Consider the following 19,401-nt stretch of genomic DNA (forward strand, 5'->3'; position numbering starts at 1 on the left):
ATTGCTATGAAAAAAACTATACTTTATTTAATAATATGCACATTCTTTGCCTGGACCGGAATCCAAGCACAAACCGTTACGAACGGTAGCCGCTTAAATTTAACTCCTAAAAAGAAATCACTTGCTACCGGAAACATGAAGTTTTCAAATGTTCCCGCCGTATTAAACTATAAGCCCTTGTCTCTTCAAAAGCCGATGGCTTTGAATAATTTTTATAGATCTCTTCTGTTTTCTAATACCTCTGCTACCGAAAGCACTGCCGTGGTTGCATCTGAGGCGGTCGAGAAAACGGTTGAAAAACGTAGTCCCGTAGCCGAAACCAGCGTCCGTCTGGAAGAGCAGCTATATTCTAATGACAAGATAACGGTATCCAATATTTATCCTAACCCTGCAAGTGAATATGCAGAAGTGGATTATGCAATGTCGGCCGACATAAGAGACGCCAAATTGATATTCTATAACGTTTTAGGATCTCAGATGCAGGAATACTCACTTTCCAGAAATGAAAGCAAGCTTCGGATCAATACACGGGAAATGTCAACCGGCCTGTATTTCTACCAGCTGGCACTGGACGGCAAAAAAGTAGCAACAAAAAAAATGCTCGTACGCCATCAACAATAGATTTTTTACAATACTATTATTAGCTACGCATTCGTTAAGGATGATGTAGCTTTTTTTTATTATCTTTGCAGCTATATGCTAAAAAACAACCGTGCAAGTTACTTCTTGCTATTTTTTGCCGTACTTATAATTACTTCCTGTAGTAAGTTTTCCAAATTACAGAAGACTGGTACTGACCAGCAGAAGTATGATGCCGCCATGACTTACTATAAGAAGGGTGACTTCTATCGGTCCGGCCTTCTTTTTGAAGAACTTATACCTTTACTTAAGGGTAGCAATGAGTCAGAATTGGCGCAGTTTTATTACGCTTATACGCAATATCAGCAAGGCCAGTACAACACGAGCCAGTTTTTGTTTAAGAAGTTTTACGATACTTATGCAAGAAGTGATTTCGCTCAGGAGGCATTGTATATGCACGCTTTCTCTCTGTATAAGGATTCTGCCCCGCACAATTTAGATCAGGCCAGTACTTTCACGGCGATCTCAGCAATGCAGGACTTTATCAATACTTATCCGCAAAGCACTTTTAGAGATGAGTGTACCAAATATATTCTTGAACTGCGTGAAAAACTTGAATTGAAAGCTTACGATAAGGCTAAGTTATATTATAAAATCAGTGAATTTAACCCGATGTCGCTGAAAGCAGCGGTTATCTCCATTGATAATTTCCGTAAAGATTTCCCTGATTCTAAATTTAATGAGGAACTGGCGTTTCTGAAAGTGGAGTCTCAGTACAATTTGGCCTCAAACAGTTTTCTTGTAAAACAGAAAGACAGATATCTTGAAGTGATCAAGTTTTACAAAGAAATGGTAGATAAATATCCTACCGGTAAATACCTGAGCAACGCGGAGAAAATGTACGATGACAGCCAGAAACAACTGGAAATTATCGCACAAGCTGAAAAGGAACGTCAGAAACTATTGGAAACTCAGCCTGATTCAGGTTCTAAGCCAACAAAAGTTACCGCGTCTAACAACAGCACAGATCAAAAGCAAAATTAACATGACCGGTGCGCCGGTCCATACATAAAGATTTTTAACTATATCATCAAAGTAAGCATGGCAACGAATCCATCCATCATTACCCGCGATACGGACAAAATAGCTGACGTAACTGGGAATTTATATGAGTCGGTATCGGTAATCTCAAAAAGAGCGCGTCAGATATCCAGCAAAATGAAAGAGGAACTCAATAACAAGCTTGCTGAGTTCGCTTCGGGAGTTGACAATCTGGAAGAGGTTTTTGAAAACCGTGAGCAGATCGAAATCTCTAAATTCTACGAGCGTATGCCTAAAGCAGGCAGCATTGCTATTGATGAATTTATCGAAGGAAAAACTTATCATAGCTATAGAGATAGTTCTGAAGAATAATTTCTGATTATTCTTTTACATAAAAAACCAGTCGTAAACATTAATTTTGTTCTTACGACTGGTTTTGCTTTAACGGGAATCCTGTTGCGGTAAGTGACTTGTAAAATTCCTGTCGTCATAAAACTCAATCATAAAATAAACGTGCTTCTGCATTTTAAAGGTTGGATCTAAAAGGCAAAAAAATATTGCTTGGGGTTTCAGGCAGCATAGCGGCTTATAAATCTGCGTTACTTGTCAGATTGCTCGTCAAAGAAGGAGCGGAAGTCCAGGTCGTGATGACCGGTTCTGCCCAACAATTTATCACCCCCCTGACCCTCGGAACATTATCCAAACGCCCGGTATACAGCTCTTTTACCCAGTCTGAAAACGGAACATGGAACAATCACGTCGACCTTGGTTTATGGGCCGACGTGATGCTGATAGCACCTGCCACCGCCAGAACACTATCCAAATGCGCCACCGGAAACTGTGATGATTTATTGACGGCGATTTACCTTTCGGCACGCTGCCCCGTATTTTTTGCACCTGCCATGGATGTCGACATGTACCGGCATCCGTCAACGCAGCAAAACCTCAATACACTGATCAACTGCGGAAACCATATTATTGAAGCTGAATATGGCGAACTCGCCAGTGGATTGATTGGAGAAGGCCGACTGGCAGAACCAGAAAAAATTACGGCTGATCTGATCGCCCATTTTGCTAAAAAACCTGTCGCGGCCAAAAAAAGAGTATTGATTACCGCAGGTCCCACTGCTGAGCCGATAGATCCCGTGCGGTATATCAGTAACCGGTCTTCCGGAAAAATGGGTTACGCTATCGCCAAAGCGTTTGCTCAGGCCGGCGCTCAGGTAACGCTTATAAGCGGGCCAACCAATCTGCCGACGCCGGACGAGACAATCAAACGGGTTAACGTGGAAACGGCAAAACAAATGCTTGATAAAACGCAGGAGCATTTCGGTGAAAATGACCTGATTATCTTCTCTGCTGCGGTTGCTGATTATACGCCGGCACATGTTGCCGATCAAAAAATAAAAAAGCAGGGAAATGAAATGCAACTGGACCTGATCAAAACGGGTGACATTGCCGGGACATTAGGTTTACAAAAAAAAGACGGGCAATTGCTAGTGGGTTTCGCGCTCGAAACTGAAAATGAGCTGGAACATGCGAAGGACAAATTACATCGTAAAAACTTTGACTATATTATCCTGAATTCGCTTAATGATGCCGGATCCGGATTTGCACACGATACCAACAAAATTACCGTTATTGATAAACTGGAAAATGTCCAGCATTTTCCTCTGAAATCAAAACACGAGGTAGCACAAGATATTTTAAATATTATACTGAATAAATGGAGCGAAGCATGAAAAGGTTTATCATTCTTTTTTTAGGTTTAACCGGATTTTTTCCCGGCACGGCATCTGCTCAGGAATTGCTATTTACGGTCAGCCTCAACTATGACCAGCTGGTTGCACAGCAAAAAACGGATCCGCAGTCTATGACCAAGCTGCAATCCTATATCAGCGACTTCCTGAACAATACGAGCTGGACCAAAGAAACTTTCTCCAAAGACGAAAGAATAAAGTGTAAGCTCAATATTAACCTTACGCGCTCAGTAACCCAGGGGACTTTTGAAGGAACTGCCCAGCTGATCATTGCCCGCCCGGTATTTAATGCCAGCTATGAAACCGTGCTGTTCAGTTTTGTAGACAGAAATTTCTCCTTTAATTACCTGCCAACAACCCAGTTATATTTCAACGAAAACAGCTATACAGACGAGCTGCCCTATATTTTAGCATTTTACGCATACACGGCACTGATCTTTGACTTCGATTCATTCAGTAATCTTGGCGGGACACCTTATCTTCAAAAAGCATTTAACCTGGCAAATCTTGCATCCGGTGCTCCTTCAGCGGCCAAGGGCTGGGATCAGCGAAAAAGTGCAGATTCCCGTAACCGATACTGGTTGATCGAAAATCTGATGAGCCAGCAGTTTATTCCGTTCAGAGAAAGTCTTTACAACTATTACCGTCAGGGACTTGACGTCGCAACGCAAAATCCGGCGCAGACCCGTACCAAAACGCTGGATTTGTTAAACTCGATCAAGGCAGTGGCACAGTTAAGGCCAGGCAGTGTTGTCGTTAACTCATTTTTTGATTCAAAGTCCGACGAGATTTTCCAGATTATGAAAGAGGCCACGCCGGAAGAGAAAAAAGCAGCGCAGTCCATCCTGGTGAACCTGGATCCATCCAAAACCCAGCTTTATCAGAAACTTACCCAATAAGTTTTTTCAAATTTATTTTTAGTTATAAAAACAGACTTATGAGTAAACGCCTGGTTCGAATTAATTCCGAGAATATTTTCCGGGAACTTGAAAAGTTGAAAGGTGTGGAGCTTAATGCAATATCCCAAACGGGAAAAACATATTTCGGCAAGCTGGTCTCTGTTACAAATGAGTACCTGACGATGCTTGATACCAGACGACACAGCCACAAACTGGCTATACCGGATCTTTATGAAGTTGTTTACGACGAGCAGAGCAAGTTTTAAAACACGCTTTATCCTGACAATTGGTAAGGTATCGTATTAAAGAACCACCAGCGTTTCCTATTTGTTGATAACATAGCTATATTCGTGTCAAAGTCGAACCAATACCACTTGGAACCGTGGCCAGGTTTTACCAACGTTGACAATCTGCTTACATAAGGCATGCTTTCAAATTTACTTATTAAAAATTACGCCCTGATCAAGCAACTGGAAATGTCGCCTGATCCCGGACTGAATATTATTACAGGTGAAACGGGTGCAGGTAAATCGATTATGCTCGGTGCGATTGGTCTTTTGCTTGGTAATCGGGCTGATATCAAGTCGCTTTATGATCCTAACGAAAAGTGTGTAATCGAAGGTAGTTTCGATCTTTCCGGTTATGATCTTTCCCCTAACTTCGAAGAAGAAAATCTTGATTTTGCGGAAGAATGCATTGTACGCAGGGAAATTTCTGTGGCAGGAAAATCGCGTGCTTTCATCAACGATACGCCGGTTAACCTGGATACGCTAAAAAGAATCAGTGGCCAATTGCTGGATATCCACTCCCAGCACGACTCCATTTTGCTTGGGAGCAATGAATTTCAGTTGCAGGTTGTCGATACTTACGCCGAAAATTTCGGCTTGCTTCACGCCTACCGTAAAAACTTCAATGCCTACAAAGAGGCAGCCCGGGCATACGAGGCTTTAAAAAACGAAGCAGTTCAATTAAGAAAAGCATTCGATTACGATCAGTTTTTATATCAGGAATTAAGTAACGCAGGTCTTCAGAGTGATGAGCAAAACCAGCTTGAACAAGAGCTGACGATCCTTGAAAATGCAGTTGAAATCCGTGAAAGGCTTCAACTGGCATATGCCTATCTGGACAATCCGGACAATTCCATTCTTGAATTTCTGAAAAGTGCCGTTTCGTCTATCACGCAAGCAAGCAGACTTGTGCCGGCCTATGAGCCGTTACGCGAAAGAGCACAAAGCAGCCTGATAGAATTACGTGATCTGGCGGATGAGATCGATACAATAAGTTCTTCTGTGGATATCGATGAAGGCCGGACAGAGCTGGTTCGCGAACGGCTTGATTTGATTTATCAATTGCAAAAAAAGCACCACGCTTCAACCATTGAGGAACTGATCAGCATTCACGACGAGCTTGGAAAGAAAGTAGGTACTGTTCAGAATCTTGACGAATCACTAGCGAAAGCGCAAAAAGCAGTCTCGAAAACCGAGGAAGTGATGCTGAAAAGTGCTCAGTCCTTGTCAAAAGAACGCCATAAGGTGATTAAGACGATAGAGTCACTGATCATTGAACGTTTGATCGAACTTGGAATTCCTAATGCGTCGCTATCCATACAAATTACTGAAACGCAGCCTACCAGCGAAGGAATCGATTCGATCGCCTTTCTGTTCAGTGGTAATAAAGGACTGGCCTTGCAGGAATTACGTCAGGTTGCATCGGGTGGAGAGTTCTCTCGTCTGATGATGGTTATCAAGTATATTCTTGCCGATAAACGTAAGCTTCCGACTATTATTTTTGACGAAATTGATACGGGGGTTTCCGGCGAAATTGCGAAAAAGATGGGCAAGATGATGATCAAAATGTCGGATAATCACCAGATTATTGCCATCACCCATTTACATCAGATCGCCAGCAGCGGAAAAGCGCATTACTTTGTTTATAAAGATCACTCGTCTGAGAAAACAGTGAGTAAGATCAAGAAATTGTCGATTGATGAACGTGTGATGGAAATTGCACAGATGATCGGTGGGCATAACCCTACCGAGTCTGTCATCAATAATGCTCGTGAAATGATTTTAAAGGCTAATTAATTAGCGTTATGAATAACCCCACATAAACTATGAAACAATATTTACTTGCCCTCGGAATAAGTGCCTTGCTTTTTTCATGTAACAAAGATGCCGACAGGGTCCTGGAACTTGAAAGTGAAGTGATGCAGATCCATGATGACGTGATGCCACAAATGGACGATATCATGACATTAAAATCAAAGTTGTCCAAAAAAATCATGCGCATGGATAGCCTTCAGAATGAGGGTGTGGCTGGGAATAATCTGGCAGAGGAACGTATGAAAGCGACTGAAATTAATCAGAAACTAAACGAATCTGATAAGTTGATGATGGACTGGATGCACTCTTATCGTGGTGACTCTGCGAAGAAGCTTAAAGCTGCCGACGCCATTATCTATTTTGAGAGCCAGAAAAGTAAAATTATTGAGGTTAAGGAAATAACTTCCAAAACAATACAGGAAGCGAAATCATTTTTAGATTAAAAGAACATGTTTGGTTTACAGTACAAAAGACATTACAGTGCGGTAGTTGTTTTGCTGATCACAGCAATTACCTTGTGGAGTTGTAACGGTGAGAAGAAAAAATTGCCAATACTTGGCGAGCGTGACTGGGTAACAAAAAAAGTTGACGGAAAAGAAGTAGTTGATACAATTTACAATCAAATTCCACCTTTCTCCTTTACAAATCAATATGGAGATACCATCACTGAAAAAGTTGTGGAGGGGAAAATTTATGTGACCGACTTTTTCTTCACATCCTGCCCTACCATTTGTCCGGTTATGAAAAGACAAATGACCAAAGTTTACAAGGAGTTTAAAGGTAATCCGGAGGTTATGATTCTTTCGCATACCATTGACCCTGAGCATGACACGCCAAAAGTGCTCAATACTTTTGCAAAAGATTTGGGTGTTGAGGGAAATCAATGGCAGTTTCTTACCGGTCCAAAGGAGAATATTTATGCAATCGGCCAAAAAAGTTATTTGTCGGCCGCACAGGAAGACAGGACCGCAGAAGGCGGATTTTTGCACAGTGGTGCATTTATTTTGATCGACAAGGATAAATATATCCGTGGTATGTACGACGGAACGACCGAGGAAGGAACGCAGAAGCTGATGCGTGACATGAAAATTTTATTAGAAGAGTACAAAAAATAGTTTGTCTTCGGACATTCAGATTGATGATAAAAAAAGCATTATTACTTTTTACGGCCTTTGCTGCATTTTCATGCCAAAGTGCGGAAGAGCTTAAAACTGAACAGTATTTTGCAGAAGGGTATCAGTTGTATACCACCAATTGCGCCAATTGCCACCAGGCCGATGGAAAAGGTATGGCCAGCCTATACCCTCCCCTGGCTGGTTCTAAAATGATACAGGACAAAATCGCGATGTCGTGTATTATCAAAAATGGGATGAAGGATACGATTATCGTGAATGGAAAACCTTTCAGCAGACCTATGCCCGCCAATGCGTCATTAAAAGAGCTGGAAATTGCTGAAATTATAACTTACGTGAATATGAAATGGGGTAAGGACAGCGTTTACACCCCTATTGCTACGGTAGCGAAAGCATTGGAAAATTGCGGAAAGAATTAAAGCTCGTTGAACTTCATTTTGAAGGTTCCCTTCCGGAATTTTATATGTGAAAAATCCTGTTCGGCATCCATTCCGTTCCCATTGATCACGTCTTTTGTAACCATATTCCTCACCGAAACGAATTTTTCGGTGAAAACTTTCCTAGTATCCGGACTCCAGTTAAGCTCAGTCGTGGTAAGTAATTCCTGAGTTTGTGATTTCACTACCCGAACATTTCCCTTTACCAGGTAAACATTTTTACGAGGATCAAAACGTCCGGAATCCGCTCGGAGGCGAGTGATAACCGTACTGCCCGTCGGGTCATAGAAGTTAATGTTCACGGTATCCGGAAACACAATATCTTCGTTTTGATACCGAAGCCGTTTGGGCGTTTTCATGATAACTTTCAACAATCCTTGCTCACTGTATTTCACCTCTACCCCATTGACAATTTCAACAGGGCCGGTGTAGGCCTTGCCGACTTTATCCTTGTTTTGCTCGCAGGCAGCGAATAAAAATCCTGTAACGACCAGAATACAAAAAGGAGATAAGAATTTATCTCCTTTTTTAAACAACCTGTTTATATTTTTAATACCTAACATACGTATAGGTCTGCTTTCTTAATCAATTTTTTGTTTTTCAAACCATCTCTCTCTCAACGTCAATCCGAGCGCTATCTTTCCATAACGTTCGCGGATCATCCCCGTACCCATCACACCACGCTGTCCTCCGATAAAAGAAAGTGAAACAAAATTCTGGTAACCACGGCCCATTGGAAAAGTAAAACCAAGGCTGAAATTCGTGTCTTTGATATTGCTTTGCTTAACGATATAAGGCGTATTTCCGGTGCTAAAACCGGCACGGTAACGAACATTATTAAAGTAGTTCAGCGAACCGAAACGCGGCGTATACTCAGCCCCAAGATGCACTCGATCCACATCGTTCAAACCATTTTTCGAATCAGAGCTGCCGAAACTTCTGTAATCCGTCCAGGATTCGTGGCTGTAATCGGCTGAGAGCGTCAGCTTATAAGGCCATTCAAAACTAAACCCAACCTGATATTGTGAAGGAAGTCTTACCGAACCATTCTTTTTGTTAACCAATGTGTCAGGGTCAATCACCGGGAATGAAGACTGGGTAAGTTCAAATGAAACGGTATTAACCGCATTGATCCTTGTTCCAAAACTATACGCCCCACCCAGATTCAGGTTCAGTTTGTTGTTCTTTTTAATTGGTATTCTCAAAGCAGCACCACCTTTGAAAGCAATGTCGTTGTACGTCGTACGGTCGTTTACGCTGGCAAGGTAATCTGTTCCATCACCGATAGACGCCTCAGAAGCTTTACGTATGTTTCCAAAAAAGTAAGAACTTTCAAGACCAAGGCTCAAATATTTACCGATCTGAACCGCGTTGGTAACCGAAACTTTATTGATTCCGCCTTTTCCTGAATTGTAATAATCGGCGTAATAAGGTGTTCCTGCAATAATTTTTGAAGACTTATTGGAGAAATCGGTAAAGCTATAAGGTTTGATACTCACCCCCAAAGTCCACCTGCTGGCAACCGGGAAGGACAAAGCCACATATCCCAGGTTTCCGCCGGAGTTGGTCTGCCGGGCAGAGCCGGATGCTACCTTTTTATATTGTCCGATAACACCGAAATCCAGTGTCGTGAATTTATTTCTTACCCATAAAGCCGGGTTAAGGTTGTTAATTTCAAAACTGTTTGCGGTACTTACCCCCGACTGTCCCATTCCGGAAGATCCCGTAAATGCGTCGTTGTAAAGCTCTCCTAAACCCAGAGAAGAATATGGGGAGTTCCCCAATCCTTGTGCATTAACCTTTGATATTAAGACCGAACAATTGCATCCGAGCGTAATTGCTATCGTGAGTAATCCTATTCTATTGTAAAGCGACATTATATGTTAAAATTCTGTTCAGTCCAATTAATACCAGTTCCGGCACTGCAAATATGGGCGGTTTCAGGCTACTTTCAAAAAAAGGCACATCCCCGCCACAGATAACTACGCGTAAATGCGGCATTTTGTGACGGTATCTTTCAATTATTCCTTCTATCTCTGCAAGTATACCATTCATAACGCCACTTTGAATCGCTTGCTTTGTACTTTTCCCAATGAATTCGGGATCATTTTCGGGTTCAAACAACGGGAGTCTGTTAGTAAACGTATGAAGTGCATTAAATCGCATCCGCACACCCGGAGAAATTAATCCGCCCTGAAAAGTACCATCTCCTTCCACAAGGTCATAGGTGATACAAGTTCCCATATCCACTACCAACACATCCTCTTTGGGAAACATCCAGTTGACGCCCGCTGCGGCCGCAACCCTGTCTGCTCCTAATGTTAATGGTGTCTCGTAATTTTTTATGATCGGTACAGGTGTTTCTCCTGTCAAATCCAGTATCGGAATGTCTTCCCCCAGTGCTTTCAAAAAATCAGCAGCTGAACGGCTCACCGACGAATACATGATACGTTCCGGCAATTCCGATTTTATCAATTGAATAAGTTCCGGAAAACTTAGCCTGGTTTGATAACGAATTAAACTATCTCCTGAAAACCAGCCTATTTTAGCATAGGTATTCCCGGAATCAACTACAATATTCATATTCCCACAAAAGTCTTCTTTTCTTGGGAGAAATACTAACATTCTATGAAAGACAGTGGCGATTATACCTGCAAAAAAATATTTATTCAAATCATAAAAATTGATTCACGAAGAATTTGTTTTTCATAAAATACTTTTGTACCTTCGTTTCAATAACAGTACACCCCAGTACATCCAGCGTTCGGCAGCTCTCAAAACTGACGAAAAAAAGTTACCCAAGAACCAATTTTCCACACTTCATTTTTCAATAAATTGCAAACTTTTCCAGTTGATCTATTTTAATTTACCTGATTGTAAAGTCTTTCACTCTAGACTTGCAAGAAAAAAACACACATCACGCACCAATGACCATTACGTGACCCGAGAGCTGCGTTCTCCTATCATTTTCCATCTATATTCACTATCCCATTAATCATCTGGTAAAGTTTATCTTTACTGTATATTTTCTGTATGCTTACAATTGATGAATTGAACCTTAAGCTTCTATCTGAGCTGAAAGAAATAGCAGGAAAAAACGGCATTCAGGACTATGCCAAACTTCCTAAAAAAGAACTAGTATCTAGAATTATCGCACAGCAGGAACTTGAACAGGCCAGCGAGGCGGAAGCTCCGGAAGGTGATGAACCTAAGAAAAAAAGAGCACGACGTACAGTAGTTAACGAAACTCCTGTTCCAGTGAAAGCTATAAACGTAAGGACCGGAAAACCGAGGAAAGATATTCTTTCTGACAGTCCGGCACCGGCACCTCTTTTCGACAATGCACCAAAGGCAGTGGAGGTTCCCGAAGTTACCAATGATGAGCCGGCTCCTGCCGCTCCGTTAACCAGCGAAACACCGGCAAGACGTGAGGCTCCGGCAAGACGCGAGGCACCTGCGAAAAATTTCGAGAGACCTGCCAAGCGCTTTGATGCTCCAAAAAAAGATATCTTTTCTAAAAATATAGATTCTTCACCTGAACTTGATTCGGATGAAGATACATTGGAAGACCTTGGACGTGAAGAATCTGCTCCGGTTGCTGAAAATGTAACTTCTAGTGAGACTGTTAACCAGGCAGACAATACTGAAACTTCTGAAAATACGTCTGCTGCTGCCACGGAAGAAAAACCGGCGCAACAGCAAGGAGAAGGCACAGAAAGAAATACGCCTCAGGCCAATCAGCCAGCTCAACCGAGAGAAGATCCATCCAATAAGATCAAACGCAACTATAATAATTATGTTCGTGAATTTGACGGGCTTATTATCAATGAAGGCGTTTTGGAGATTATGCAGGATGGCGGTTATGGATTCCTGAGATCTGCTGATTACAACTATCTGGCAAGTCCGGATGATATATATGTATCTCCTTCTCAAATAAAATTATTCGGTCTTAAAACCGGTGATACTGTAAAAGGTCAGATCCGCCCGCCGAAAGAGGGAGAAAAATATTTTGCACTTTTGCGTGTAGAGACCGTAAACGGCAAAACAACCGAGGAAATCAGGGACCGTATTCCTTTTGAATACCTTACACCGCTTTTCCCGGAAGAATGTTTGAGACTGAGCGGTCGCCCGGATCAGTACTCAACACGTATCCTGGATTTGTTTGCACCAATCGGAAAAGGACAGCGTGGTATGATCGTTGCCCAGCCTAAAACTGGTAAAACAGTTCTTTTGAAAGAAATCGCCAATGCCATCACCCGTAACCACCCGGAGGTATTCTTGCTGATCCTTTTGATTGACGAACGCCCGGAAGAGGTTACCGATATGCAGCGCAGTGTTCGTGCGGAGGTTATTGCTTCTACTTTTGATGAGCAGGCCGACCGTCACGTGAAGGTTGCAAGCATTGTTCTTGAAAAAGCCAAAAGAATGGTAGAATGCGGTCACGACGTTGTGATCCTTCTGGATTCGATTACACGTCTGGCACGTGCATATAATACCGTCGTTCCTTCATCAGGAAAGATATTGTCAGGTGGTGTTGATGCCAACGCATTACACAAACCAAAACGTTTCTTCGGAGCGGCCAGAAATGTTGAAAACGGAGGTTCTTTAACCATCATTGCAACAGCGCTGATCGATACAGGTTCTAAAATGGACGAAGTTATCTTTGAAGAATTCAAAGGAACCGGTAACATGGAACTTCAACTGGATCGTAAGCTTTCTAACAAACGCGTATTCCCGGCTATCGATGTAATGGCCTCAGGTACGCGTAGAGAGGATCTGCTTCTGGATAAAGAGACACTGAAAAAAGTCTGGATTTTAAGAAAACATATGTCAGATATGAACGCCATGGAGTCGATGGACTTCCTGCTCGATCATATGAAAGGCACCCGAAACAACGAAGAGTTCCTGATTTCGATGAATCGCTAATCACGATGAGCCCCGGACGCACCAGCATCCGGGGCTTTTTTATTAATATTTATTTAAAAATTTCTATTTAAGGTTAAATTTATGTGACCGAATTAACTTATTTGAGTCCATTAATAAATTAATCCTTAAATACTTATGTCAAACAACAAAACACTTTGGTGGATTTTACTTATTGGCTGGATGGGAGGCTCAACCTACTGGCACGTTTGTAAAATTAAGCAGCTTTGCGATGCTCCACTCTCAACGTCTACGGTAAACACCGATACACATGCACCAACACCAACCATTACGCCGTTTACGATCGTAGACGGAACTGAGCTCAACCTGCAATCGTCCGGCAATTTTGGTTTTGCCAAGTCCGGAGCTGAGGCTAACATGAATGCTGTTAAAGCTGAAATTGATTCACTAGCTTCTTTCGCTGCTGCAAATCCTGGTAAAATTATTACGATCACCGGGTTGTACGCTTCGCAGGAAACCAATACAACTTCATTCCCGAATTTAGGTATCGCGCGGGCTGCCGGTATCAAAACTTATCTGATGAGCAAAGGCTTGCCGGATTCTGTTTTTGTGTTAAACGGAAAATTAATGGATGACATCGTTTTCAGTCCGGATTCCATGAGTGGCGGTATTGATTTTACTTTTGCCAAACGCATCGCTGCCACAGAAAATGACTTGGCCAACGAGCAAAAATATGAGAGTATCTTCAAACCGATGGACCTTTACTTCCCGGCTGCGAGTGCAGAATACATCAAAACGGATGAAAACAAGAAATTCCTGGCTGAGGCGAAAAAATTCCTGGCTGATAACAAGGACAAAAAACTATTGCTGACCGGACACACCGACAGTGATGACAGCGAGGCCTGGAATCTTACACTTTCCAAGAAAAGAGCTAATATTGTAAAAGCGAAATTTGTGGCACTTGGCATGCCTGCTGACCGGATTCTTACTACCGGGAAGGGTGAATCAGAGCCAAAAGCACCCAACGATACACCGGCAGGAAAACGCGCCAATCGTCGCGTAACCATTGTGGTCCAATAGCTTTTTATCCATAATAAACACATTATAACATGTTTGAATTAAATCCTCTTGCAAACCCCGATGCATTATGGCAGCATATATTGATGCTGGCCGTTGCCGCAATTCTGGGATATATTATTGGTTATATTTCAGGTAAGGGCACCATTACAGATCTCGAAAACGAATTATCCAGACTCGACAGTGATCTGAAATATTGCCAGGATCAGAAAATTGTCCTGAAAAAATCAAACAATCAGGCAAGTTCAGTCCATAACACCGTGGCCGCTTTGCCTGTGATACCAGAAAAAGTTCAGGAAAGTGATTTGAAAATCATCGAAGGAATAGGTCCTAAAATAGAAAGTGTGCTTAAAGATGCAGGTATCCATTCATTCCGCCAGTTAAGCCAGAAAACACCGGAACAAATTGCAGCAATTCTGCTGAATTCGGATTCACGTTATCAAATTCATGATCCTGCTACCTGGCCTCGTCAGGCAGAATTGGCGGCCAATGAAAACTGGGAGCAGCTGAAAGCGTGGCAGGACGAACTGAATGGCGGTCGGGCAGAATAATTTGATTCATCTTTTTATTTAAGATAACTAAACACATTATGATTTTCTTAGAACTCAATCCATTCAACAAGCCGGTAGCGATATCTGAAATACTGATTTTGCTGATCGCGGCGGCTTTCATAGGCTGGCTGATTGCCAGACTTATTGCCAACGGACGTATACGAGTACTCCGTGAATCCATAGAAGAAAGAAAGCTGGAACTTGCCGAATGTCGCTCTCAAAAGGTCGAATATAAATCAACAGAACAGCTGGTAGGTAAGGCTTCCAAAACTGTTTACCCGATTATTGAACCGGAAGCGAAAAAAATCGATCCGACACAGTTCGACGATTTGCAGCAAGTTGAGGGCATAGGGCCCAAAATCGAAGAATTAATCAATAAAGAAGGGATTTATACTTTCGAGCAATTGTCCAATACGTCGCACATCAGAATTTCACATATTCTTAAAAATGCAGGCCCGAGATTTCAGATGCATGATCCGACGACCTGGCCTGAGCAGGCAAGACTGGCGAAAGAAGGTAAATGGGAAGAACTTCAAATTTTGAAGGACAAACTGATCGCCGGAAGAAAGTAACATTTTCAGGTAAAACAAAAAATCCGCTCCCATTACGAGAGCGGATTTTTTGTTTTAAGAACCTAAGTGCAATTAAAGACTCACTACGGTACGCTGAATAAACTGCGTAAGATCCTTACCCGTCAGCAGTCCCTGAGACAATAGCGCAAGGTCATAAACCTGTTTTGCCAATGTTTTTTGTTCATCTTCGCTTTCTGTCTGAAGGATGCGACCCAATACAGGGTGATTGGCATTCACCGAAATGGTGTACATCAAAGGCATATCTCCAAACATGGAACGCTGTCCTGATGACGCCTGCATATCCGTCATACGACGCATAAACTCAGGGAATGTGATCACCACCGGCAATTCATCAACAGGCATTGCTTCAATTTTGACTGTACCCGCCTTGCTGCTTACCACTTCTTCAAACAATTTCTGAGCTTTTTCTTCTTCATCTTTTGAGATGATGCTCTCCAAAGTAATATCCTTTTCAATCAGTTTGTCCAGTGTATCGGCATCAACACGTTTAACCTGCACTTTTTCAACCTTCTGTTCCAAAGTATTAATAAAGTGAGAATCGATAACGCTTGTCAGCGAAAGCACGTCATAGCTACGTTTCTTTGCAGATTCAATAAAGGCATCCTGCTTTTTCTCATCGGTGGTATACAACCAAACCTGTGTATCGTTTTTGTCCGTCTGGTTTTCCTTAACCGCCTCACGATATTCTTCAAAAGTGAAGTACTTGCCATCAACGTTTTTCAACAGACAGAAATCTTTCGCTTTGTCATAGAATTTCTCATCGCTGATGATACCGTATTTGACGAAAAGTCCGATATCGTCAAATTTCTTTTCAAATCCTTCACGATCATTTTTGAAGATCTCCGAAAGTTTGTCAGCTACCTTACGCGTGATATATCCGTTGATTTTTTTCACGTTTCCATCGGCCTGAAGATAACTTCTTGAAACGTTCAATGGGATATCCGGAGAATCGATCACCCCGTGCAGCAATTGAAGGAAGTCAGGAACGATATCTTTTACTTCGTCCGTAATGAACACCTGGCGGCTGTAAAGCTGGATTTTTTCGCGCTGTCCCTGGAAATCATTTTTCAGTTTCGGGAAGTACAAAACACCTGTCAGGTTGAAAGGATAATCTACGTTCAAATGAATCCAGAACAACGGATCTTCGCTGAAAGGATATAGTTCTTTATAAAAAGCGATATAATCTTCGTCCGTCAGGTCCGAAGGATTTTTTGTCCAGATCGGGCTTGGATTGTTGATGATCTTCTCTTCAAATTCAATTTCGATTGGAAGGAATTTACCATATTTTTCAAGAATTCCTCTCAAACGGTGCTCATCCAAAAATTCCTCTGAATCAGCAGCAACGTGCAAAATAATATCCGAACCACGTTCCGACTTTTCCGCCGATGTTAGTTCATATTCTGTCGATCCGTCACATATCCAGCGAACCGCTTCGGATCCTTCTTTGTAAGACTTTGTGATGATTTCTACATTATCTGCCACCATGTAGGCAGAATAAAAACCAAGACCAAAATGTCCGATTATTCCTTTGTCACCTTTTCCGTCCTCGCCTTTGTCTTTGTATTTTTCGACAAATTCTGTCGCGCCTGAAAAAGCGATCTGATTGATGTATTTTTTAATTTCATCGGCAGTCATACCGATACCATTATCACTGATGGTGATTGTTTTGGCGTCTTTATCCAATTTAACAACCACTTTCAGGTCTCCCAATTCACCGTTAAATTCTCCGTAAGAAGCCAGTTTTTTTATTTTCTGACTGGCATCAACGGCGTTTGAAACTAATTCTCGTAAAAATATTTCGTGGTCCGAATAAAGGAATTTTTTAATAATCGGAAATATGTTTTCGGTATGAATGCTAAGATTTCCTTTTTCCTGAATCACTGATTCCATAATTTTTATGTTTATTGAATTTATATTTTAGAATTATTTTCTCGTTTGCAATACCGCATAAAAATTTGCGTTCCAATAGGAATTATCAGCAAACAAGTCTGACAGATTGTCAGCAACCTTCCGATTAATAGAGATGTATATTCTAAGTTGGTTACTGCAAGGCTTTTTAGTAATATTGCGTTCTCTACATGAAAGCATAATCGTAAGGATTTTGAGAATTAGTTAATAGTGAAACACGAATTACAACCCATGAATCTAATTAAAAAACTATTTGCCGGACTGGCACTTATCGTTGGCGTATCAGCTTGTACCACCACGAACTCCATACCTTTTACCAATTATACCGTTTTCACCGAGGATCTGCGCCGCGACCTTGAAAATGCCGGGATTCCGTTGAGCAAGGTTCAGTTCTTCAATGACAAAGCCATTACGATCCGCCGCGAAGTATCTGATCCGAACGATATCAAGGTGAATCCGGAAGGACAAATCAGCATCAGCAACGGAAAAAGTATTCAGACGATCAATGTACGTCCATTTACACCGGGAGTTTCCTTGGGCTCAGCCAACGGAACGATCAATGTTTCATGGGACGATACCCAGCAGGACAAAAAAGGTATGCGGTTCAATTTGAGCGGGCAGAACTACTTCCTGGATGTTTTACCAAATAACAAATTCGGCTACAAGGAACGCACTTTTGACTTGCAGGCTGGAAATGGTGCGCGCCTGTTTGTTAACAAGGATTTGTTAAAACAGGTTAACAACCAACGCGAAACATTGAAAGGCCGTAAGGTTGGACAATAACACTGGTTATTTCCTGATTCAGGAAATATCGGACAAACAAAAATCCCGGCTACAATTGTAGCCGGGATTTTTGTTTTATATCTACTTATGAACTTTTATATCGTCACGCTGCCTTCAAAAACCCGTACCGCAGGTCCTATTAAATAAATATCGTCGAATTTATCGTCTTCTTTTCCGAAGTAATCCACCTGTAAAGTCCCGCCAAGCGTCTCCACTTTCACAGGGCCATTCCAGCCTTCACGCAAATGCGCCGACAAAACACAGGCTGTTACGCCGGTCCCGCAAGAGTAAGTTTCATCCTCTACCCCACGTTCGTAGGTTCTTACGCTGATATGGTTTTCGCCTAAAAGCTGAACAAAGTTAACGTTGGTTCCTCCTACCGGACCAAACAACGGACCGTAGCGAACATCTTTACCTACTTCCACAACTTCCGCTTCATTGATATCATCTACATAAGTGACGTAATGCGGAGAACCGGTATTCATAAAATCATATTCCGAATGTCTTTCCACGCCGTTGACCGGCGCCATTTTCAAACGAATGATATCCTCGGTAGCGAGCCCTTCATGCGGACCGTCCACTGCAATGAATGAAGTTGTTTTTTCAAACAGACCCAGATCATGCGCAAAACGAACGGCGCAACGGCCCCCATTACCACACATACTGCCTTCACGGCCATCTGCATTGAAATAAACCATTCTGAAATCATATCCTTCGGCATTTTCCAAAAGAATAAGCCCGTCCGAACCAATCCCAAAACGACGGTGACAAAGTTTCTCGATCAATTCCTGTGAAGAAGGAAAAAATCCTGTGCGATTATCGATCATCACAAAATCATTTCCTGTACCCTGATATTTAAAAAAAGGAAGTTCCATATTGGCTGTTAGCGATTAGCCAATAGCTCTTAGCTACATCGCATTTTGAAAGTTATTCTATAATTTGGTTTTTTTGGTGCAGAAAGCCAATCGCCAACAGCTAATAACCAACTGCTCCCAAACAACAAAACCCTGCAAAGAAAAGATTCTCTTGCAGGGTTTTTAATTTCGTCCGAAGAAAATATCTTATGCCTTCGCTACTTTTAGCTCCTTAATACGAGCGGCTTTACCCTGACGACCGCGTAAGAAGAACAAACGCGCACGACGCACCTTACCACGACGAATCAATTCGATTTTCGCGATACTTGGTGAAAGAATTGGGAAAACACGTTCTACGGCAATTCCGTTAGATATTTTACGTACCGTGAAAGTTTCACCGCTTGAGCTTAGGTTACGGCGTTGCATTACCGTTCCCTGAAACTGCTGAATACGCTCTTTGTTACCTTCTCTGATCTTTACGTGTACGTTGATCGTGTCGCCTGATTTAAATACAGGATACTCGGATGTACGATTTTCAATCGTAGCTTCTACGAGTTTAATAAGTTCGCTCATGACGATGCTTTATATATTGATTAAAATAATTGCAGCTAATTTCCAGCGGATGAGGTGACGCCCCTTCATTCAAAACAGCTATTGCGAAAACGAGTGCAAAGCTAAGATTAATTATTAATATCTGAAAGAGTTAGCTTAATTTTATGTAGCAAAAAAGTAACTATTTTGCCGTGGAATGGTAAGACTTATAGCGATCGGCGGTCGGCTTTCGACTATCAGGCTCCTTT

21 protein-coding genes are annotated in these 19,401 nt (G+C 42.0%); 15 read left to right on the forward strand and 6 right to left on the reverse strand.

From position 1 onward, the window contains the following. Positions 1 to 177: 177 nt before the first annotated feature. From M1L62_RS00445 to M1L62_RS00490, 10 genes are all read left to right on the forward strand, one after another. Positions 178 to 621, forward strand: coding sequence for a T9SS type A sorting domain-containing protein (locus M1L62_RS00445; RefSeq protein WP_254411028.1), 444 nt, complete (start codon positions 178 to 180; stop codon positions 619 to 621). Between the two features lie 75 nt (positions 622 to 696). Then, entirely contained in the window at positions 697 to 1,623 is a 927-nt protein-coding gene (locus tag M1L62_RS00450) for an outer membrane protein assembly factor BamD (RefSeq protein ID WP_254411029.1), read from the forward strand. Positions 1,624 to 1,680: 57 nt separating this feature from the next. Then, positions 1,681 to 1,992, forward strand: coding sequence for a DNA-directed RNA polymerase subunit omega (locus M1L62_RS00455; protein WP_254411030.1), 312 nt, complete (start codon positions 1,681 to 1,683; stop codon positions 1,990 to 1,992). Between the two features lie 161 nt (positions 1,993 to 2,153). Beyond that, positions 2,154 to 3,362: a bifunctional phosphopantothenoylcysteine decarboxylase/phosphopantothenate--cysteine ligase CoaBC gene (gene coaBC / locus M1L62_RS00460; protein ID WP_254411031.1), complete on the forward strand. Its 1,209-nt coding sequence runs from the start codon at positions 2,154 to 2,156 to the stop codon at positions 3,360 to 3,362. Next, positions 3,359 to 4,279: a type IX secretion system protein PorD gene (gene porD, locus M1L62_RS00465; protein ID WP_254411032.1), complete on the forward strand. Its 921-nt coding sequence runs from the start codon at positions 3,359 to 3,361 to the stop codon at positions 4,277 to 4,279. Before coaBC ends, porD begins: the two co-directional genes overlap by 4 nt. Positions 4,280 to 4,317: 38 nt before the next feature. After that, positions 4,318 to 4,545 (forward strand): hypothetical protein, encoded by a 228-nt coding sequence (locus tag M1L62_RS00470; RefSeq protein WP_254411033.1) that lies wholly within the window; start codon positions 4,318 to 4,320, stop codon positions 4,543 to 4,545. A gap of 159 nt (positions 4,546 to 4,704) precedes the next feature. After that, positions 4,705 to 6,363, forward strand: a complete 1,659-nt coding sequence (recN, locus tag M1L62_RS00475) for a DNA repair protein RecN (protein WP_254411034.1) — start codon at positions 4,705 to 4,707, stop codon at positions 6,361 to 6,363. Positions 6,364 to 6,392: 29 nt separating this feature from the next. Further along, on the forward strand, positions 6,393 to 6,824 hold the full coding sequence (locus M1L62_RS00480) for a viral A-type inclusion protein (protein WP_254411035.1): 432 nt from the start codon (positions 6,393 to 6,395) through the stop codon (positions 6,822 to 6,824). Between the two features lie 6 nt (positions 6,825 to 6,830). Then, on the forward strand, positions 6,831 to 7,496 hold the full coding sequence (locus M1L62_RS00485) for an SCO family protein (protein ID WP_254411036.1): 666 nt from the start codon (positions 6,831 to 6,833) through the stop codon (positions 7,494 to 7,496). A gap of 23 nt (positions 7,497 to 7,519) precedes the next feature. Then, positions 7,520 to 7,933 (forward strand): c-type cytochrome, encoded by a 414-nt coding sequence (locus M1L62_RS00490; protein WP_254411037.1) that lies wholly within the window; start codon positions 7,520 to 7,522, stop codon positions 7,931 to 7,933. Here the strand turns inward: M1L62_RS00490 and lptC are convergent. The 3 genes from lptC to M1L62_RS00505 are packed head-to-tail and all read right to left on the reverse strand — an operon-like array spanning position 7,930 to position 10,534. Then, positions 7,930 to 8,514, reverse strand: coding sequence for an LPS export ABC transporter periplasmic protein LptC (gene lptC / locus M1L62_RS00495; protein WP_254411038.1), 585 nt, complete (start codon positions 8,512 to 8,514; stop codon positions 7,930 to 7,932). The two genes, M1L62_RS00490 and lptC, sit on opposite strands and share 4 nt — an antisense overlap. Positions 8,515 to 8,532: 18 nt before the next feature. Then, positions 8,533 to 9,828 (reverse strand): BamG family beta-barrel-assembly machinery protein, encoded by a 1,296-nt coding sequence (gene bamG, locus M1L62_RS00500; RefSeq protein ID WP_510185838.1) that lies wholly within the window; start codon positions 9,826 to 9,828, stop codon positions 8,533 to 8,535. Further along, complete coding sequence (locus tag M1L62_RS00505) at positions 9,812 to 10,534, reverse strand: type III pantothenate kinase (RefSeq protein WP_254411040.1); 723 nt, start codon at positions 10,532 to 10,534, stop codon at positions 9,812 to 9,814. Before M1L62_RS00505 ends, bamG begins: the two co-directional genes overlap by 17 nt. Before the next feature lie 450 nt (positions 10,535 to 10,984). Here M1L62_RS00505 and rho point away from each other — a divergent pair, with 450 nt between their 5' ends. From rho to M1L62_RS00525, 4 genes are all read left to right on the forward strand, one after another. Continuing rightward, positions 10,985 to 12,877 carry a transcription termination factor Rho gene (gene rho / locus M1L62_RS00510; RefSeq protein ID WP_254411041.1) on the forward strand — a complete coding sequence of 631 codons (1,893 nt, stop codon included), beginning with the start codon at positions 10,985 to 10,987 and terminating at the stop codon, positions 12,875 to 12,877. 135 nt (positions 12,878 to 13,012) lie between these two features. Continuing rightward, entirely contained in the window at positions 13,013 to 13,915 is a 903-nt protein-coding gene (locus tag M1L62_RS00515) for an OmpA family protein (protein WP_254411042.1), read from the forward strand. Positions 13,916 to 13,944: 29 nt separating this feature from the next. Further along, positions 13,945 to 14,463, forward strand: coding sequence for a helix-hairpin-helix domain-containing protein (locus M1L62_RS00520; protein ID WP_254411043.1), 519 nt, complete (start codon positions 13,945 to 13,947; stop codon positions 14,461 to 14,463). Between the two features lie 38 nt (positions 14,464 to 14,501). Next, positions 14,502 to 15,035 (forward strand): helix-hairpin-helix domain-containing protein, encoded by a 534-nt coding sequence (locus tag M1L62_RS00525; RefSeq protein WP_254411044.1) that lies wholly within the window; start codon positions 14,502 to 14,504, stop codon positions 15,033 to 15,035. A gap of 72 nt (positions 15,036 to 15,107) precedes the next feature. On the opposite strand, the gene htpG is transcribed toward M1L62_RS00525, so the two are convergent. Next, the gene (gene htpG / locus M1L62_RS00530; RefSeq protein ID WP_254411045.1) at positions 15,108 to 16,946 is read right to left on the reverse strand and encodes a molecular chaperone HtpG; all 1,839 of its coding nucleotides are present in this window, start codon (positions 16,944 to 16,946) and stop codon (positions 15,108 to 15,110) included. A gap of 249 nt (positions 16,947 to 17,195) precedes the next feature. On the opposite strand from htpG, the gene M1L62_RS00535 reads away from it, so the two are divergent. Then, a complete protein-coding gene (locus tag M1L62_RS00535; protein ID WP_254411046.1) occupies positions 17,196 to 17,747 on the forward strand; it encodes a hypothetical protein in 552 nt (183 codons plus the stop codon). A 95-nt stretch (positions 17,748 to 17,842) separates the two neighbouring features. Here M1L62_RS00535 and dapF read toward each other — a convergent pair whose 3' ends face one another. Further along, positions 17,843 to 18,622 carry a diaminopimelate epimerase gene (dapF, locus tag M1L62_RS00540; protein WP_254411047.1) on the reverse strand — a complete coding sequence of 260 codons (780 nt, stop codon included), beginning with the start codon at positions 18,620 to 18,622 and terminating at the stop codon, positions 17,843 to 17,845. Between the two features lie 186 nt (positions 18,623 to 18,808). Next, positions 18,809 to 19,174 (reverse strand): 50S ribosomal protein L19, encoded by a 366-nt coding sequence (rplS, locus tag M1L62_RS00545; RefSeq protein WP_254411048.1) that lies wholly within the window; start codon positions 19,172 to 19,174, stop codon positions 18,809 to 18,811. Positions 19,175 to 19,401: the final 227 nt, after the last annotated feature.

Source organism: Dyadobacter diqingensis (assembly GCF_024220585.1).
Taxonomy (GTDB): Bacteria; Bacteroidota; Bacteroidia; order Cytophagales; family Spirosomataceae; genus Dyadobacter; species Dyadobacter diqingensis.

Excerpts from the sequence above, each read along its gene's own strand:
- M1L62_RS00450 (WP_254411029.1), top strand. The coding sequence starts at position 697 with ATGCTAAAAAACAACCGTGCAAGTTACTTCTTGCTATTTTTTGCCGTA.
- M1L62_RS00455 (WP_254411030.1), top strand. The coding sequence starts at position 1,681 with ATGGCAACGAATCCATCCATCATTACCCGCGATACGGACAAAATAGCT.
- porD (WP_254411032.1), top strand. The coding sequence starts at position 3,359 with ATGAAAAGGTTTATCATTCTTTTTTTAGGTTTAACCGGATTTTTTCCC.
- M1L62_RS00470 (WP_254411033.1), top strand. The coding sequence starts at position 4,318 with ATGAGTAAACGCCTGGTTCGAATTAATTCCGAGAATATTTTCCGGGAA.
- recN (WP_254411034.1), top strand. The coding sequence starts at position 4,705 with ATGCTTTCAAATTTACTTATTAAAAATTACGCCCTGATCAAGCAACTG.
- M1L62_RS00480 (WP_254411035.1), top strand. The coding sequence starts at position 6,393 with ATGAAACAATATTTACTTGCCCTCGGAATAAGTGCCTTGCTTTTTTCA.
- M1L62_RS00485 (WP_254411036.1), top strand. The coding sequence starts at position 6,831 with ATGTTTGGTTTACAGTACAAAAGACATTACAGTGCGGTAGTTGTTTTG.
- M1L62_RS00490 (WP_254411037.1), top strand. The coding sequence starts at position 7,520 with ATGATAAAAAAAGCATTATTACTTTTTACGGCCTTTGCTGCATTTTCA.
- lptC (WP_254411038.1), bottom strand. The coding sequence starts at position 8,514 with ATGTTAGGTATTAAAAATATAAACAGGTTGTTTAAAAAAGGAGATAAA.
- bamG (WP_510185838.1), bottom strand. The coding sequence starts at position 9,828 with ATGTCGCTTTACAATAGAATAGGATTACTCACGATAGCAATTACGCTC.
- M1L62_RS00505 (WP_254411040.1), bottom strand. The coding sequence starts at position 10,534 with ATGAATATTGTAGTTGATTCCGGGAATACCTATGCTAAAATAGGCTGG.
- rho (WP_254411041.1), top strand. The coding sequence starts at position 10,985 with ATGCTTACAATTGATGAATTGAACCTTAAGCTTCTATCTGAGCTGAAA.
- M1L62_RS00515 (WP_254411042.1), top strand. The coding sequence starts at position 13,013 with ATGTCAAACAACAAAACACTTTGGTGGATTTTACTTATTGGCTGGATG.
- M1L62_RS00520 (WP_254411043.1), top strand. The coding sequence starts at position 13,945 with ATGTTTGAATTAAATCCTCTTGCAAACCCCGATGCATTATGGCAGCAT.
- M1L62_RS00525 (WP_254411044.1), top strand. The coding sequence starts at position 14,502 with ATGATTTTCTTAGAACTCAATCCATTCAACAAGCCGGTAGCGATATCT.
- htpG (WP_254411045.1), bottom strand. The coding sequence starts at position 16,946 with ATGGAATCAGTGATTCAGGAAAAAGGAAATCTTAGCATTCATACCGAA.
- M1L62_RS00535 (WP_254411046.1), top strand. The coding sequence starts at position 17,196 with ATGAATCTAATTAAAAAACTATTTGCCGGACTGGCACTTATCGTTGGC.
- dapF (WP_254411047.1), bottom strand. The coding sequence starts at position 18,622 with ATGGAACTTCCTTTTTTTAAATATCAGGGTACAGGAAATGATTTTGTG.
- rplS (WP_254411048.1), bottom strand. The coding sequence starts at position 19,174 with ATGAGCGAACTTATTAAACTCGTAGAAGCTACGATTGAAAATCGTACA.